Origin of the sequence: Pseudomonas sp. TWP3-1 (genome assembly GCF_049896625.1) — a bacterium.
GTDB lineage: Bacteria > Pseudomonadota > Gammaproteobacteria > Pseudomonadales > Pseudomonadaceae > Aquipseudomonas.
This window is the reverse complement of sequence record NZ_JAFCUQ010000005.1, coordinates 145,337-160,160: the sequence shown is the minus strand read 5'-3', so window position 1 is coordinate 160,160 and position 14,824 is coordinate 145,337. Positions and strand designations below refer to the sequence as shown.

Sequence of the window (14,824 nt, the reverse complement as noted above, 5' to 3'; positions counted from 1 at the left end):
GGCAGCAGAGCAATGCAGCAACTCAATCCTTCCGAAATAAGTGAAATTATCAAGGGCCGCATCGACAAGCTCGATGTGACCTCCCAAGCCCGTAACGAAGGCACTGTCGTCAGCGTATCTGACGGCATCGTGCGGATTCACGGTCTGGCCGACGTAATGTACGGCGAGATGATCGAGTTTCCGGGCGGCGTCTACGGTATGGCCCTCAACCTGGAGCAAGACTCCGTAGGTGCCGTTGTATTGGGCGCTTACCAGTCTCTTGCCGAAGGCATGAGCGCCAAGTGCACTGGCCGCATCCTCGAAGTTCCGGTTGGTAAGGAACTGCTGGGTCGCGTAGTCGACGCACTGGGTAACCCTGTTGACGGTAAAGGTCCACTGGGCAACACCGAGACCGACGCGGTCGAGAAAGTTGCTCCGGGCGTGATCTGGCGTAAGTCGGTAGACCAGCCTGTACAGACTGGCTACAAGGCTGTCGATGCCATGATTCCTGTCGGCCGTGGCCAGCGTGAGCTGATCATCGGTGACCGTCAGATCGGTAAAACCGCTCTGGCCATCGACGCGATCATCAACCAGAAAGACAGCGGCATTTTCTGCGTCTACGTAGCTATCGGTCAGAAGCAATCGACCATCGCCAACGTGGTTCGCAAGCTGGAAGAAAACGGCGCCCTGGCCAACACGATCATCGTGGCTGCCAGTGCTTCGGAATCTCCTGCGCTGCAATTCCTGGCACCGTACTCCGGTTGCACCATGGGTGAATTCTTCCGCGACCGCGGTGAAGACGCGCTGATCGTTTATGACGATCTGTCCAAGCAAGCAGTGGCTTACCGCCAGATTTCCCTGCTGCTGCGCCGTCCACCAGGCCGTGAAGCTTATCCAGGCGACGTGTTCTATCTCCACTCCCGTCTGCTGGAGCGCGCATCCCGCGTTTCGGAAGAATACGTAGAGAAGTTCACCAACGGCGCAGTGACCGGCAAAACCGGTTCCCTGACCGCACTGCCGATCATCGAAACCCAGGCTGGCGACGTTTCCGCGTTCGTTCCGACCAACGTGATTTCCATCACCGACGGTCAGATCTTCCTGGAATCGGCCATGTTCAACTCCGGGATCCGTCCTGCAGTGAACGCCGGTGTTTCGGTATCCCGTGTGGGTGGTGCCGCGCAGACCAAGATCATCAAGAAGCTCTCCGGTGGTATCCGTACCGCTCTGGCTCAGTACCGTGAACTGGCGGCATTCGCCCAGTTCGCTTCTGACCTGGACGAAGCGACCCGCAAGCAACTTGAGCATGGTCAGCGCGTTACCGAGCTGATGAAGCAGAAGCAATACGCACCAATGTCGATCGCTGACATGGCGCTGTCGCTGTATGCCGCTGAGCGTGGGTTCCTGACTGACGTTGAAATCGCCAAGATCGGCAGCTTCGAGCAAGCGCTGATTGCTTTCTTCAACCGCGATCACGCCGATTTGATGGCGAAGATCAACGTGAAGGGTGACTTCAATGACGAAATCGACGCTGGCATGAAAGCCGGTATCGAGAAGTTCAAGGCCACCCAAACCTGGTAAGCCGCAGCGGGAGCCGCGAGGCTCCCGCTTGCTAACCTGATAGGTGTTACATGGCAGGCGCAAAAGAGATTCGCAGTAAGATTGCGAGCATCAAAAGCACGCAAAAGATTACCAGCGCCATGGAAAAAGTGGCGGTCAGCAAAATGCGCAAGGCACAAATGCGCATGGCTGCTAGCCGTCCTTATGCGGAGCGCATCCGCCAGGTTATTGGGCATCTGGCCAACGCCAACCCGGAATACCGCCACCCGTTCATGATCGACCGCGAAGTAAAGCGTGTCGGTTATGTCGTAGTGAGCAGTGACCGTGGTCTGTGCGGCGGCTTGAACACCAACCTGTTCAAGGCCTTGGTCAAGGACATGGCGGTAAACCGCGATAACGGCGTCGAGATTGATCTGTGCGTAGTTGGTAGCAAGGGTGCGGCCTTTTTCCGCAACTTCGGCGGTAACGTCGTTGCAGCTATCAGCCACCTGGGTGAAGAGCCGTCGATCAATGATCTGATCGGCAGCGTCAAGGTGATGCTGGATGCCTACCTGGATGGCCGTATTGATCGCCTGTCCGTGGTGTCCAACAAGTTCATCAACACCATGACGCAACAGCCTACCGTGGAGCAGTTGATTCCATTGGTGGCGACCCCGGATCAAGAACTCAAGCACCACTGGGACTATCTCTACGAACCGGATGCCAAAGAGCTGCTTGACGGCTTGATGGTCCGTTACGTCGAGTCGCAGGTCTACCAGGCGGTGGTCGAGAACAACGCGGCTGAACAAGCTGCGCGGATGATCGCGATGAAGAACGCTACCGACAACGCCGGTGATTTGATCAGCGATTTGCAGCTGATCTACAACAAGGCGCGTCAGGCTGCGATCACCCAAGAGATCTCGGAAATCGTCGGCGGCGCTGCCGCGGTTTAACGGTTCAAATATTCAGAGGATCCAGCTATGAGTAGCGGACGTATCGTTCAAATCATCGGCGCCGTTATCGACGTGGAATTTCCACGCGACAGCGTACCGAGCATCTACAACGCTTTGAAAGTACAAAGCGATGCCGGCACCACTCTGGAAGTTCAGCAGCAGCTGGGCGACGGCGTGGTTCGTACCATTGCGATGGGTTCCACCGAAGGCTTGAAGCGCGGTCTGGAAGTCACCGACTCTGGCGCAGCCATCTCCGTACCGGTCGGTAAAGCGACTCTGGGCCGTATCATGGACGTCCTCGGTAACCCGATCGACGAAGCTGGCCCGATCGACACCGAAGAGCGCTGGGGCATTCACCGTCCGGCACCTTCGTTCGCTGAACAGGCAGGCGGCAACGACCTGCTGGAAACCGGCATCAAGGTTATCGACCTGGTTTGCCCGTTTGCCAAAGGCGGTAAAGTCGGTCTGTTCGGTGGTGCCGGTGTAGGCAAAACCGTAAACATGATGGAACTGATCCGTAACATCGCCATCGAGCACAGCGGTTATTCCGTGTTCGCTGGTGTGGGCGAGCGTACCCGTGAGGGTAACGACTTCTACCACGAGATGAAGGACTCCAACGTTCTGGACAAAGTGGCACTGGTTTACGGTCAGATGAACGAGCCGCCGGGTAACCGTCTGCGCGTAGCACTGACTGGCCTGACCATGGCCGAGAAGTTCCGTGACGAAGGTAACGACGTTCTGCTGTTCGTCGACAACATCTATCGTTACACCCTGGCCGGTACTGAAGTATCCGCACTGCTGGGCCGTATGCCTTCCGCAGTAGGTTACCAGCCGACCCTGGCTGAAGAGATGGGCGTTCTGCAAGAACGTATCACTTCGACCAAGGAAGGTTCGATCACTTCGATCCAGGCGGTATACGTACCTGCGGATGACTTGACCGACCCGTCGCCAGCGACCACCTTCGCCCACTTGGACGCCACCGTCGTTCTGTCCCGTGACATCGCTTCCCTGGGTATCTACCCGGCGGTCGATCCACTTGACTCGACTTCGCGCCAGCTGGATCCGAACGTAATCGGCCAGGACCACTACGACACCGCTCGCGGCGTCCAGTACGTTCTGCAACGTTACAAAGAGCTGAAAGACATCATCGCGATCCTGGGTATGGACGAACTTTCGGAAGCCGACAAACAGTTGGTTAACCGTGCTCGTAAGATCCAGCGCTTCTTGTCGCAGCCGTTCTTCGTGGCTGAAGTCTTCACCGGTGCTTCGGGTAAATACGTTTCCCTGAAAGACACCATTGCTGGCTTCAAAGGCATCCTCAACGGTGACTACGACCACCTGCCAGAACAAGCGTTCTACATGGTTGGCGGCATCGAAGAAGCGATCGAGAAAGCCAAGAAACTGTAATCCCGGCGCCCGGCAACGGGCGCTAATTTAGGTTGAGGCAATCAGATGGCTATGACAGTCCATTGCGATATCGTCAGCGCGGAAGGAGAAATCTTTTCCGGCCTGGTCGAGATGGTGATTGCGCACGGTGCACTGGGTGATCTTGGTATCGCTCTGGGCCACGCGCCGCTGATCACTAATCTCAAGCCGGGTCCTATCCGCCTGATCAAGCAGGGCGGGGAAGCCGAGGTGTTTTACATCTCCGGTGGTTTCCTCGAGGTTCAGCCGAACATGGTCAAGGTTCTTGCCGACACCGTGCAACGCGCAGCCGACCTGGATGAAGCCTCCGCTCTGGAAGCCGTTAAGGCTGCCGAGAAGGCCTTGCATGAAAAAGGTTCGGAGTTCGATTACGGCTCCGCTGCCGCTCGTCTGGCCGAGGCCGCAGCTCAGCTGCGTACCGTCCAGCAGATCCGCAAGAAGTTTGGCGGTTAATCCGTCAGCCGCTTGTTGTGCGATTGATTAAAAAGGGTAGCCTCGGCTACCCTTTTTTCTTTTCCGAATTCCCAAAACCCGGTCGCAGTTGCTGACCACCCAGGATTGGTAGCCAGTCATGTCTCTCGAAATTGTAATCCTCGCGGCCGGTCAAGGCACCCGTATGCGTTCGGCACTGCCGAAAGTGCTGCACCCGATTGCTGGCAACTCCATGCTTGGCCATGTTATCCACAGCGCCCGTCAACTCGATCCGCAGCGGATTCATGTGGTGATCGGCCATGGCGCCGACGCCGTGCGAGAACGCCTGGTGGCTGACGATCTGAATTTCGTGCTGCAGGATAAACAACTCGGCACTGGCCATGCCACCGCCCAGGCCGTGCCGTTTATCACCGCTGACACAGTATTGATCCTCTACGGCGACGTGCCGCTGATCGAAGTCGAAACCCTGCAACGCCTGCTCAAGCAAGTCGTTCCGGGGCAGATGGGCTTGCTGACCGTCGAACTCGATGACCCGACCGGTTATGGCCGCATCGTGCGCGATGCCGACGGCAAGGTCGCGGCGATTGTCGAGCACAAGGACGCCAGCGAAGCACAGCGCGCGATCACTGAAGGCAACACCGGCATTCTTGCAGTGCCTGCCGCTCACTTGGCTGACTGGATGGGTCGCCTGTCGAACAACAACGTTCAGGGTGAGTACTACCTGACCGACGTGATCGAAATGGCGGTCAGCGACGGCTTGGTTGTCGCGACTGAGCAACCTCACGATCCAATGGAAGTGCAGGGCGCCAATGATCGCAAGCAGCTCGCCGAACTGGAGCGCCATTACCAATTGCGTGCTGGCCGCCGCCTGATGGCCCAAGGCGTGACTTTGCGCGATCCGGCTCGCTTCGACGTACGCGGTGAAGTGACCGTTGGTCGCGACGTAATGATCGACATCAACGTGATTCTCGAAGGCAAGGTTGTCATTGAAGACGACGTGGTGATCGGCCCGAACTGCGTGATCAAGGACAGCACCCTGCGCAAAGGCGTGGTGATCAAGGCCAATAGTCACATTGAAGGCGCGATTATGGGCGAAGGTAGCGACGCTGGCCCGTTCGCGCGTTTGCGTCCGGGCACAGTGCTCGAAGCTCGCGCGCATGTGGGTAACTTTGTCGAACTGAAGAACTCCCACATGGGCGAGGGCGCCAAGGCCGGACATCTCACGTACTTGGGTGACGCCGAAATCGGCGCGCGCACCAACATTGGCGCTGGCACCATCACTTGCAACTACGATGGCGCCAACAAGTGGAAAACCGTGTTGGGTGAAGATGTATTCATCGGTTCCAACAATTCGCTGGTAGCGCCTGTGGATATCTCTGCTGGTGCGACCACTGCGGCGGGTTCGACCATTACCCAGAATGTGGATAAAGCACAGTTGGCGGTAGGCCGCGCGCGGCAGAAGAACATCGATGGCTGGAAGCGGCCAGAGAAGATCAAAAAGAGTTGAGTTATCCACAACGGCTTGAAGATAAAAAGATCGTCCGGTAACGGACGATCTTTTTTTTGCCCGCGGCTTGACGATTTCCGGCCAATAGGTTTTGATTGCTTACGTTATCTTTCGAATCGAAACTTAGGCTCCCATGTCGAAACGCAATACACCGCAACGTCGCCGCAATATTCTCGCTTTGCTCAATGAACAGGGTGAAGTCAGCGTGGACGAGTTGGCCAAGCGCTTCGAAACTTCGGAAGTCACGATTCGCAAGGATCTCGCTGCGCTGGAAAGTCATGGTCTGTTGTTACGCCGTTACGGCGGGGCGATTACCCTGCCGCAGGAACTGGTCGCAGACACCAGCCAAGTAGTCTCCAAACACAAACAGGCGATTGCCCGCGCTGCCGTGACGCGCATTCGCGAGCACGCGCGCATCATCATCGACAGCGGCAGCACCACCGCCGCGATGATTCCAGAACTCGGCCAGCAGCCGGGACTGGTGGTCATGACCAACTCCCTGCACGTCGCCAACGCCTTGAGCGAACTCGAACACGAGCCTGTTCTGTTGATGACCGGCGGCACCTGGGATCCGCACTCGGAATCGTTCCAGGGCCAGGTCGCCGAGCAGGTACTACGCTCTTACGACTTCGACCAGTTGTTTATCGGTGCCGATGGCATCGACCTGGTGCGTGGTACCACCACGTTCAACGAATTGCTTGGCCTGAGCCGGGTGATGGCGGATGTAGCGCGGGAAGTGATCGTGATGGTCGAGGCCGACAAGATCGGCCGCAAGATTCCCAATCTGGAGCTGCCATGGAGCAGCGTCCATACCCTAATCACCGATGAGCGCTTGCCCCAAGAGGCACGCGATCAGATTCAGGCCCGCGGTATCAATCTGATTTGCGCGGCTGTCAGTCAGGAGAAATAAGCATGTGTGGAATTGTCGGCGCCGTTGCTGAACGTAATATTACCGCCATCCTGCTCGAAGGCCTCAAGCGCCTCGAATACCGCGGCTATGACAGCGCCGGTGTGGCGGTCTACACCAACGACCAGACCCTTGAGCGCATGCGTCGCCCGGGCAAGGTCAGCGAGCTGGAAACCGCTCTGGCCGAACACCCGCTGGTCGGTCGTCTGGGCATTGCCCATACACGTTGGGCAACCCACGGCGCGCCGTGCGAGCGCAACGCCCACCCGATGTTTTCCGAAGGCATCGCGGTGGTGCACAACGGCATCATCGAAAACCACGAAGCGCTGCGCGAGCAACTGAAGGCGCTGGGCTATGTGTTCACCTCCGATACCGACACCGAAGTCATCGCCCACCTGCTCAATCACAAGCTCAAGGATTTGCACGATCTGACCGTTGCCCTCAAGGCGACCGTCAAGGAACTGCATGGTGCTTATGGCCTGGCCGTGATCAGCGCGCAGCAGCCGGATCGCCTGATTGCCGCGCGCAGTGGCAGTCCACTGGTGATCGGCCTGGGTCTGGGCGAGAACTTCCTTGCATCCGATCAACTGGCGCTGCGTCAGGTCACCGACCGTTTCATGTACCTGGAAGAGGGCGACATCGCCGAAATCCAGCGTGACAAGGTGCAGATCTGGGACGTCAACGGCGTGGCCGTCGAGCGTCAAACCGTGCAGTACACCGACGGCGCCGAAGCTGCCGACAAGGGCGAGTATCGCCACTACATGCTCAAGGAAATCCACGAGCAACCGACCGTGGTCCAGCGCACCCTCGAAGGTCGCCTCAGCCACAATCAGGTACTGGTGCAAGCCTTCGGCCCGCAGGCTGCCGAGCTGTTTGCCAAAGTACGCAACGTGCAGATCGTCGCCTGCGGCACCAGCTACCACGCGGGCATGGTTGCGCGTTACTGGCTCGAAGAGCTGGCCGGCATCCCGTGCCAGGTCGAAGTCGCCAGTGAATTCCGCTATCGCAAAGTCGTGGTGCAGCCGGACACGCTGTTCGTGACCATCTCGCAGTCCGGCGAAACCGCTGACACCCTGGCTGCACTGCGCAACGCCAAGGAACTGGGTTTCCTCGCCAGCCTAGCCATCTGCAACGTCGGCATCAGCTCGCTGGTGCGTGAATCCGACCTGACCCTGCTGACTCAGGCCGGTCGCGAAATCGGCGTGGCCTCGACCAAAGCCTTCACCACGCAACTGGTCGGTCTGCTGTTACTGACTCTGTCCCTGGGCCAAGTGCGCGGCACGCTCGCCGAGGGCGTTGAAGCCCGCCTGGTAGAAGAACTGCGCCGTCTGCCGACTCGCCTCGGTGAAGCGTTGGCGATGGACAGCACCGTGGAAAAAATCGCCGAGCTGTTCGCCGAGAAGAACCACACGCTGTTCCTCGGTCGTGGCGCGCAATTCCCGGTAGCGATGGAAGGTGCCTTGAAGCTCAAGGAAATCTCCTATATCCACGCCGAAGCCTACCCGGCCGGCGAACTCAAGCATGGCCCGCTGGCGCTTGTGGATAACGACATGCCGGTGGTCACTGTCGCGCCGAACAACGAACTGCTGGAGAAGCTCAAATCCAACCTGCAGGAAGTCCGCGCGCGTGGCGGCGAACTGATTGTGTTCGCCGACGAGAAGGCCGGGATGACCAACGGCGAAGGCACGCACGTGGTGCAGATGCCGCACATCCACGACATCCTGTCGCCGATCCTCTACACCATTCCGCTGCAACTGTTGTCGTACTACGTCGCTGTGCTCAAAGGCACTGACGTGGATCAGCCACGTAACTTGGCGAAATCGGTCACTGTGGAATAAGTTATCCACAGAGCGAATGGTTCGAACTGTGCGACAACCAAAAAAGCCCCTGACGTCAGGGGCTTTTTCATTTGCGTGTCACCGTCGTGGCTCTGTGCACGGCAGATGAGCGTAAGCGTTATGAAATCTCGACTAGTGGGCCTGTGATTGCTCCTTCAAGCCAGCTCTCAAACTCAATCAGAGATTGTCCCTTAGCTATCGGCGCGTAGTAGACCAGGCGCAAGTGCCGTTCGATATCGATCGTCAATGTGGTGTGTTCCAACGTGATATTGCCGAATGACTCAATCGACAAATGCCGAATACCTTGGCAGGGGCCGTGGATGTCCTGCCTTGACCACCAGCCCTTGAATTCTGCACTGACGTTTTCAAGCTCACTTACGAGCGAAGCAATGTCGCTGTCCTTGGACGCGTGCACATACTCCCTGCGAAAACTCGAAAGCATCTGGATCACTTGGTCGTCCCAAGGGCAGAACAGTGATCGCGTGTGCGGATCGGTAAACAGCATCCACAACATGTTGCGTTGCTCGGGTGATTTATCTGAAAACCTGAAGATTCGATCAGCCGCGCAGTTCCAGGCCAGAACATCCCAACGAAGATTCAATACATAAGCCGGTCGAAGGGGCATATCCGCCATCAAGCGGTGGACAATCTTGGGCACAACGCACCATGTCTTGCCTTCCTCGGCCGGTGGACGCTGATGGGAGAGGAGGTAAAGGTGTCGGCGCTCGATTGCGCTGAGCTTCAGTACTCGGCACAGATTGTCCAGAAAGGCGGGTGACACACCGATGTCGCGGCCCTGTTCGAGCCATGTGTACCAGGACACTCCAACACCTGCCAACGCCGCTACTTCTTCACGACGTAGCCCGGGTGTCCTGCGTCTGCCACTCGGAGGTAACCCAGCTTCTGCTGGCGATATACGCTCGCGGCGACTGCGCAAAAAATCAGCGAGGTCCTGCCGAGTGCGATCCAGAATCCTTTCCATTATCCAGTTACTCCTTGTAACACCATAAGCAGTGGCCATTGTACGGACTATTAGCTTGCTAAAGAATCCGCGTTGCCCGGACACAGGGCCAATTCGTCCGCACTGGATTATCGCGGGTTCTATGCCAAGGAGTAGAACGGATGTATCAGGCACTTTTGCAGGATAAGCTCGAGACCCTGCGCACCACTGGGCAATATCGGCAACCGATCGGCGCATGCGCGAGATGACCCACGTAAACCTGACACGCTTCGTGCAGACCTTGCTCGACCGCAAGGATCGCATGAGCATGGCTGTCGGCCTCGAAGTTCGAGTGCCGTTCTGCGATCACCGACTGGTTGAATATGCCTTCAACATCCCGTGGGCGATCAAGGCTTTTGACGGCCGCGAGAAGAGCGTTTTACGCGCAGCGACCCGGGATCTGCTTCCCGCCTCGATTTCCGATCGTGTGAAGAGTCCGTACCCGTCCACGCAAGACCCAGCTTATGAGGCCGTTCTGCGGGCGGATCTGGCCGCCATCATGGCTGATCCCAATGCGCCGGTTCGCGCACTGCTCGACAGCCAGCAAGTCAGTGACACCCTTACGCGCCAACTGGGCAGCAACTCTCCTATGTACGATCGCATGGGCATGGAGCTGGCGGTGGGACTCAATGCATGGCTCACCGAGTATGACGTGAACCTGGTGATCTGATGAAGCGCGGGGGTGGCTGTTGCAGCGCCCCCGCGCGTCGTAAAAAGGAGAAAGTAATGTCCAAGACAATTCCGGCACCCGTGTACCTGATTGCCATTGGCGCCTTTGCGCTAGGGATGGCGTCATATGTAACCGCTGGCCTGATCCCGATGATCGAGCATGCGTTTGATGTACAAGTTGCCGTCGCTGCGCAACTGGTCACCGCGTTTACCCTGGCTTATGGCATTGGCTCGCCTGTGTTCGTTGCGATACTGCCGGCCAAGCGACAGCGGCTTGGCCTACTGGTCGCTTTGGCACTGTTCGTTATCGCTAACGTGGCAAGTGCCCTGGTCGATAACTTCGCAGCACTGCTGGTTTGCAGAGCGGTGGCAGGCATCGGCGCAGGTGTTTACCTCGCCACCGGAATCGCTGCATCGGCGGCAGTATCAGCACCGGAAAAACGTGGCAAAGCCATCGCCGTGATCATGGGTGGCATGGCCAGCGGGACAGTCCTCGGGGTACCAGTCAGCCTGCTGCTCGCCGAGCAATTTGGCTGGCAGATGGCACTGTGGCTGGTGGCCTTCCTCGGGCTGATTTCGTGGTTGGGTCTGATCTTCAAACTGCCTGCGATTCCCGCAGGTCCAGTGATGCCGATGAGTCGCAAGCTTGCCCTGCTGGCAGACAGGAATGTGCTGACCATTCTGATGGTTTCGCTTCTGGCGGCAGTCGCCAGTCTGGGCATGTACACCTTTATGGTTCCGCTGATGGCCGATCCTGAATATGGCGCGGTGCAAAATATAACGCCGTATCTCTGGGTGTGGGGACTGGGCGGTGTCGTCGGCAGTTTCCTTGTTGGCCCTCTGGCTGATCGTATCAAGGGACCGATGCTCACGTTTCTGATTCTGGTCATTCTCAGCGTCGCATTGTTCGCGCTGCCGGCAGCCGCTGCGGTAACGCCTTGGCTGGCAATGATCCCGATTGCTATATGGGGGGCCGTCGGCTGGGCGCTGCAAGTGCCGCAGAATAATGAGCTGATTGCAGCACGCGACCATAAAGGTGACGGCAATCTTGCCGTTGCTCTGAATGAATCGGCGCTCTATCTGGGCAGCGCATTGGGGGCCGCAGCCGGGGGATTCATCCTGCTCCTGCAAATGCCGGGCTGGACATTGGCTATCAGCGCAGGCGCGGTATCGGTCGCCGCCACCCTCTTGCAGATTCTGCAGTTACGCAACAGGAAAGTACTCGCCGACAACTGCTCTGCAGGCGTTTCCGTACAGTAACGACCCATAGTCTGCTGTTGCATCAAAGTGCCGAGTGATCGGCACTTTGATTGCGTGCCGTCTGGAATTACCTGGCGTTGTGCATGGGTGCGCGCGCATTCATATAAATAGCCGAAACCATAACTACTTATACAAGTTATATCGTGGAGGTGAATTCATGGAAGAGTCATGTGGCGTTGCCCATGTTTTTTGTTTGACTGATGTTGAGAAAGAAGCAATTCGCGACGCCCTGGTGGATATTTGCTACGAGCCTACAGGCGATTGCAATTCCATCCAGAAGATCCGCACAACGGCTTATCGAGTATTTCCGGAACGTTTACTGGCAAAACTTGAATCACTTAAAAGTGACGACGCGTCTTTCTGCGTATTCGAGAATCTGCCAGTGGATCAGGCCAGTGGAAGTCCGCAGCGAGATGCAGACAGTCTGGGTTTCAAAAACGGTTATCTCTCGGAAAATGTATTGGTGGCGTTTGACCGAACTGCCTCGGGTAACTGCGGCGTTTTATCCGGACATGGTCATTCCTGTCGACGATGCAGCAAAGAATGCCTATGCAAAGTTTTATCACGCGCTGAAACAGGTTGCACACGGCGTTGATATACAGCCGGGCAAGTTGGTCTACGTAAATAATCGATTCACCCTGCACTCGCGTGACAGGTTCACTCCCGGCTTTGACCCAAATGGTCAAGCCTGGCGCTGGGTTCAACGGGTGTTTCTGACTAATAACTTGTGGAATTTCCGGACCTTTAAAAAGAACGGCCCGCGCATCTTTTTCCCCACCGCGCACTGAATTCAAGAGGTAATGTAAATGTTGGCTCCAAACAGCTACACATCAATTATCCATAACATTGGCACGTTCCTGACGGGTGATCTTGAAAGACCACTGATTGATGCGGATACGCTTGTCAGCGTCGATGGCATCATTACTTACATCGGGCAGGCCAAGGACGTTGATTTTGCCAATGCAGACCTGCTGATCGACGCGAAACAGACCACCGTCATGCCAGGGTTGATCGACAATCACACCCACCCGACCCTCGGTGAGTACAGCCCGCGCTCCGGCAATCACAACTGGATCTGGCACTCATTGCAGGGCGGCGTCACCACCATGATTTCCGCCGGCGAAGTCCACGTTCCAGGTCTGCCGACTGATAGGGTCGGCATGATGGCCATGGCCATAGCCGCGCAACGCTCGTTTGCCAATGTGCGTCCTTCCGGGATCAAGATGGAAGCCGGTGCGCCGCTGCTCAATGACGAGTTTTCCGATCAGGACTTCGCCGAAATGGCCACTCAAGGCATTCGCCAGTTGGGTGAGGTCGGCATCGGTCCCGTCAAATCCGTGAGTCGCGCAGCCGAGTTGGTCAAGATGGCCCGCAAACACGGCATGACCTCCATCACCCATACGGGCGGCCCGTCCATCTCTGCCTCACAGAAAATGGGCGCAGAAGAGATCCTCGAAATTGCCCCGGACATCATCGGCCACATAAATGGCGGCTACACCGCACTCGCGCCCAACCAGATTCGCTGCCTGTGTGAAGGCTGCCTCGGTGCGCTGGAAATCGTGCACAACGGTAATGAGTTCGCGGCGGTGACCACGTTGAACTACGCGCGAGAACTCAATCAGCTGGATCGCATTGTGATCGGTACCGATTCTCCTGCCGGATGTGGGGTGCCCGCCCTCGGCATGCTCAGAGCCATCGCTTTGCTCAGTAGTTTTGGCGATGTACCTGCGGAAAAAGCTGTGTGCTTTGCGACCGGCAATACAGCAAAGGTCAGAAAACTCAATCGTGGAATTCTGAGTGTCGGCAGGGAAGCGGACTTGTTGGTTGCGTGCGGCCCGCTGGGTGGCGCACAGCCTGGCGTACTGGGCAGTTTCAGCAGTGGTGACCTGCCGAGCATCACCGCGATTCTGATTGATGGGCGCCTGGTCGTCAGACAGTCCAAAAACCCCCCGCCACCATCGGTTTCACCCGAGATAACTCTCCACTCTTAATGGATGCGTCCCGAGCGGGACGCAGTCTGAGTACTAATGTATGCATAGAATTCTCGGTGAAATAACCAAGAGGGGACCTACGGTGCTCGCCTCCGGGTGTGCGATTGGCTTGGTCATTCCTGATCTTGCAGCCCTGGCCAGACCGTTACTGCCGGTCATGGTCTTTATATTCGTGCTCGGCACGCTCCTGCGTATCAATAACGCGGAGGTCATCAAAGCGGCAAAAAACCTGAAAATATCACTGATATTTCCAGCGCTGATGGTGGTGGCGTGTCCGTATTTTTTCGGGATGCTGTCGCTGTATATCAGCGGTAATCAGGAACTGTCGCTTGCCATCGCGATTGCGGTTGCCGCTCCACCGGCCAGTGGTAATGCAGCGGTGGCGAGAATGCTCGGGCTTGACCCTTCCATGTCGCTGGTCACTGCGCTGTGCTCGATGGCAATCATTCCGATAACGGCGCCGCTGATCCTGCATGTATTTGCCGACGGCCTTTCCCTTTCGATCGACCCGATCGACCTTGCCATCAGACTTGCCATATTGATTGGCGGGGCCGAAGGTGCGGCCATATTGATCCGGCGCTTTTCGCAATCGTTTGTCGCCACGTATGGTCTGGCCATCGACGGTATTGTGGTCATTGCGCTGTTCTTGTTTGCAATTGGAACGATGGCGGGCATGCAAAGCATTATTCTGCAAACGCCGTCGCTGGCGATCTCAATGATCCTCATCGCTTACGGCGTAAATGTTTGCATGCAACTGCTCATGGGCTGCTTGTACCCTGGGTCGCTGGTGTCCAGATTCACCATGGCGCTGAATGGCGGAAACCGCAATGTCGGATTGTTATGGTCCGCACTGGGCTTCAGTCTTTCGCCGACCATGGCCCTGTATTTCGCCTGCAGTCAGTTACCCATCCATACCATGCCGAAAATACTGCAGTTTGTTTTGCCCAGAATTGAAGGCCTGTTTAAAAAGCCCGGTTTAACCCAGAGTTGAGCCTGATCGATGATCTTCTGGAACTCGATGAAATGATGCTTACACCCGAAAAAATTCAGCAGATAGCCACGCACTCTTTGCTTGAATCGAAACATTGCTCGTGTATTCGAGGTCTGTCGCGTGGCTGGGAGAGTCTGCCTGGCGCGCTGGCGGCGAGCACACTCCTGAAATGGGTCGGCCAGGTCAGCATCGGTAAAGAAGCGGAGCCGACCCTCGATGAATATCACCCGGCCGCAACGCACTTCCGGTCTGAAGATGCACCGATCTGCTTCGTGTGACCAGTAGCTTCTACAGCAACTTGATCGACGGCCAGCTCACCGAACCTGTGACATTTCT

The 14,824-nt window shown here is 57.0% G+C and carries 13 protein-coding genes and 1 pseudogene; 13 read left to right on the top strand and 1 reads right to left on the bottom strand.

All coding sequences use genetic code 11. From position 1 onward, the window contains the following. Positions 1-12 precede the first annotated feature (12 nt). The 7 genes from atpA to glmS all read left to right on the top strand — a co-directional run bounded on the left by atpA (position 13) and on the right by glmS (position 8,577). Complete coding sequence (gene atpA, locus ACP7BN_RS09540) at positions 13-1,557, top strand: F0F1 ATP synthase subunit alpha (RefSeq protein ID WP_158830525.1); 1,545 nt, start codon at positions 13-15, stop codon at positions 1,555-1,557. A gap of 50 nt (positions 1,558-1,607) precedes the next feature. Continuing rightward, positions 1,608-2,468: a F0F1 ATP synthase subunit gamma gene (atpG, locus tag ACP7BN_RS09535; protein WP_420650088.1), complete on the top strand. Its 861-nt coding sequence runs from the start codon at positions 1,608-1,610 to the stop codon at positions 2,466-2,468. A gap of 27 nt (positions 2,469-2,495) precedes the next feature. Further along, positions 2,496-3,875: a F0F1 ATP synthase subunit beta gene (gene atpD, locus ACP7BN_RS09530; protein WP_042556890.1), complete on the top strand. Its 1,380-nt coding sequence runs from the start codon at positions 2,496-2,498 to the stop codon at positions 3,873-3,875. A 45-nt stretch (positions 3,876-3,920) separates the two neighbouring features. Then, on the top strand, positions 3,921-4,346 hold the full coding sequence (locus tag ACP7BN_RS09525; protein WP_420650089.1) for a F0F1 ATP synthase subunit epsilon: 426 nt from the start codon (positions 3,921-3,923) through the stop codon (positions 4,344-4,346). Between the two features lie 118 nt (positions 4,347-4,464). After that, positions 4,465-5,832 carry a bifunctional UDP-N-acetylglucosamine diphosphorylase/glucosamine-1-phosphate N-acetyltransferase GlmU gene (glmU, locus tag ACP7BN_RS09520; RefSeq protein WP_426203530.1) on the top strand — a complete coding sequence of 456 codons (1,368 nt, stop codon included), beginning with the start codon at positions 4,465-4,467 and terminating at the stop codon, positions 5,830-5,832. A gap of 133 nt (positions 5,833-5,965) precedes the next feature. Beyond that, positions 5,966-6,742: a DeoR/GlpR family DNA-binding transcription regulator gene (locus tag ACP7BN_RS09515; RefSeq protein WP_426203528.1), complete on the top strand. Its 777-nt coding sequence runs from the start codon at positions 5,966-5,968 to the stop codon at positions 6,740-6,742. A 2-nt stretch (positions 6,743-6,744) separates the two neighbouring features. Beyond that, positions 6,745-8,577 carry a glutamine--fructose-6-phosphate transaminase (isomerizing) gene (glmS, locus tag ACP7BN_RS09510; protein ID WP_420650092.1) on the top strand — a complete coding sequence of 611 codons (1,833 nt, stop codon included), beginning with the start codon at positions 6,745-6,747 and terminating at the stop codon, positions 8,575-8,577. A gap of 118 nt (positions 8,578-8,695) precedes the next feature. On the opposite strand, the gene ACP7BN_RS09505 is transcribed toward glmS, so the two are convergent. After that, entirely contained in the window at positions 8,696-9,559 is an 864-nt protein-coding gene (locus ACP7BN_RS09505) for a helix-turn-helix transcriptional regulator (RefSeq protein WP_426203525.1), read from the bottom strand. Between the two features lie 196 nt (positions 9,560-9,755). Between ACP7BN_RS09505 and ACP7BN_RS09500 the strand changes: the two are divergent. From ACP7BN_RS09500 to ACP7BN_RS09475, 6 genes and pseudogenes are all read left to right on the top strand, one after another. Then, positions 9,756-10,247 (top strand): annotated as a pseudogene (locus tag ACP7BN_RS09500) (asparagine synthase-related protein); the annotation flags it as partial. A gap of 56 nt (positions 10,248-10,303) precedes the next feature. Next, complete coding sequence (locus ACP7BN_RS09495) at positions 10,304-11,506, top strand: MFS transporter (protein WP_420649398.1); 1,203 nt, start codon at positions 10,304-10,306, stop codon at positions 11,504-11,506. Between the two features lie 395 nt (positions 11,507-11,901). Continuing rightward, positions 11,902-12,294, top strand: coding sequence for a TauD/TfdA family dioxygenase (locus ACP7BN_RS09490; protein WP_426203523.1), 393 nt, complete (start codon positions 11,902-11,904; stop codon positions 12,292-12,294). Between the two features lie 18 nt (positions 12,295-12,312). Further along, entirely contained in the window at positions 12,313-13,497 is a 1,185-nt protein-coding gene (locus ACP7BN_RS09485; RefSeq protein WP_426203518.1) for an amidohydrolase family protein, read from the top strand. Positions 13,498-13,606: 109 nt separating this feature from the next. After that, complete coding sequence (locus tag ACP7BN_RS09480) at positions 13,607-14,488, top strand: hypothetical protein (RefSeq protein WP_426203517.1); 882 nt, start codon at positions 13,607-13,609, stop codon at positions 14,486-14,488. Next, complete coding sequence (locus ACP7BN_RS09475; RefSeq protein ID WP_426203515.1) at positions 14,485-14,766, top strand: hypothetical protein; 282 nt, start codon at positions 14,485-14,487, stop codon at positions 14,764-14,766. Before ACP7BN_RS09480 ends, ACP7BN_RS09475 begins: the two co-directional genes overlap by 4 nt. The last annotated feature ends 58 nt before the right edge of the window (positions 14,767-14,824 follow it).

What these genes read in the sequence shown, in the direction of transcription:
- ACP7BN_RS09515 (WP_426203528.1), top strand. Translation starts at nt 5,966, where the DNA reads ATGTCGAAACGCAATACACCGCAACGTCGCCGCAATATTCTCGCTTTG.
- glmS (WP_420650092.1), top strand. Translation starts at nt 6,745, where the DNA reads ATGTGTGGAATTGTCGGCGCCGTTGCTGAACGTAATATTACCGCCATC.
- atpD (WP_042556890.1), top strand. Translation starts at nt 2,496, where the DNA reads ATGAGTAGCGGACGTATCGTTCAAATCATCGGCGCCGTTATCGACGTG.
- ACP7BN_RS09485 (WP_426203518.1), top strand. Translation starts at nt 12,313, where the DNA reads ATGTTGGCTCCAAACAGCTACACATCAATTATCCATAACATTGGCACG.
- atpA (WP_158830525.1), top strand. Translation starts at nt 13, where the DNA reads ATGCAGCAACTCAATCCTTCCGAAATAAGTGAAATTATCAAGGGCCGC.
- ACP7BN_RS09495 (WP_420649398.1), top strand. Translation starts at nt 10,304, where the DNA reads ATGTCCAAGACAATTCCGGCACCCGTGTACCTGATTGCCATTGGCGCC.
- ACP7BN_RS09525 (WP_420650089.1), top strand. Translation starts at nt 3,921, where the DNA reads ATGGCTATGACAGTCCATTGCGATATCGTCAGCGCGGAAGGAGAAATC.
- ACP7BN_RS09505 (WP_426203525.1), bottom strand. Translation starts at nt 9,559, where the DNA reads ATGGAAAGGATTCTGGATCGCACTCGGCAGGACCTCGCTGATTTTTTG.
- glmU (WP_426203530.1), top strand. Translation starts at nt 4,465, where the DNA reads ATGTCTCTCGAAATTGTAATCCTCGCGGCCGGTCAAGGCACCCGTATG.
- atpG (WP_420650088.1), top strand. Translation starts at nt 1,608, where the DNA reads ATGGCAGGCGCAAAAGAGATTCGCAGTAAGATTGCGAGCATCAAAAGC.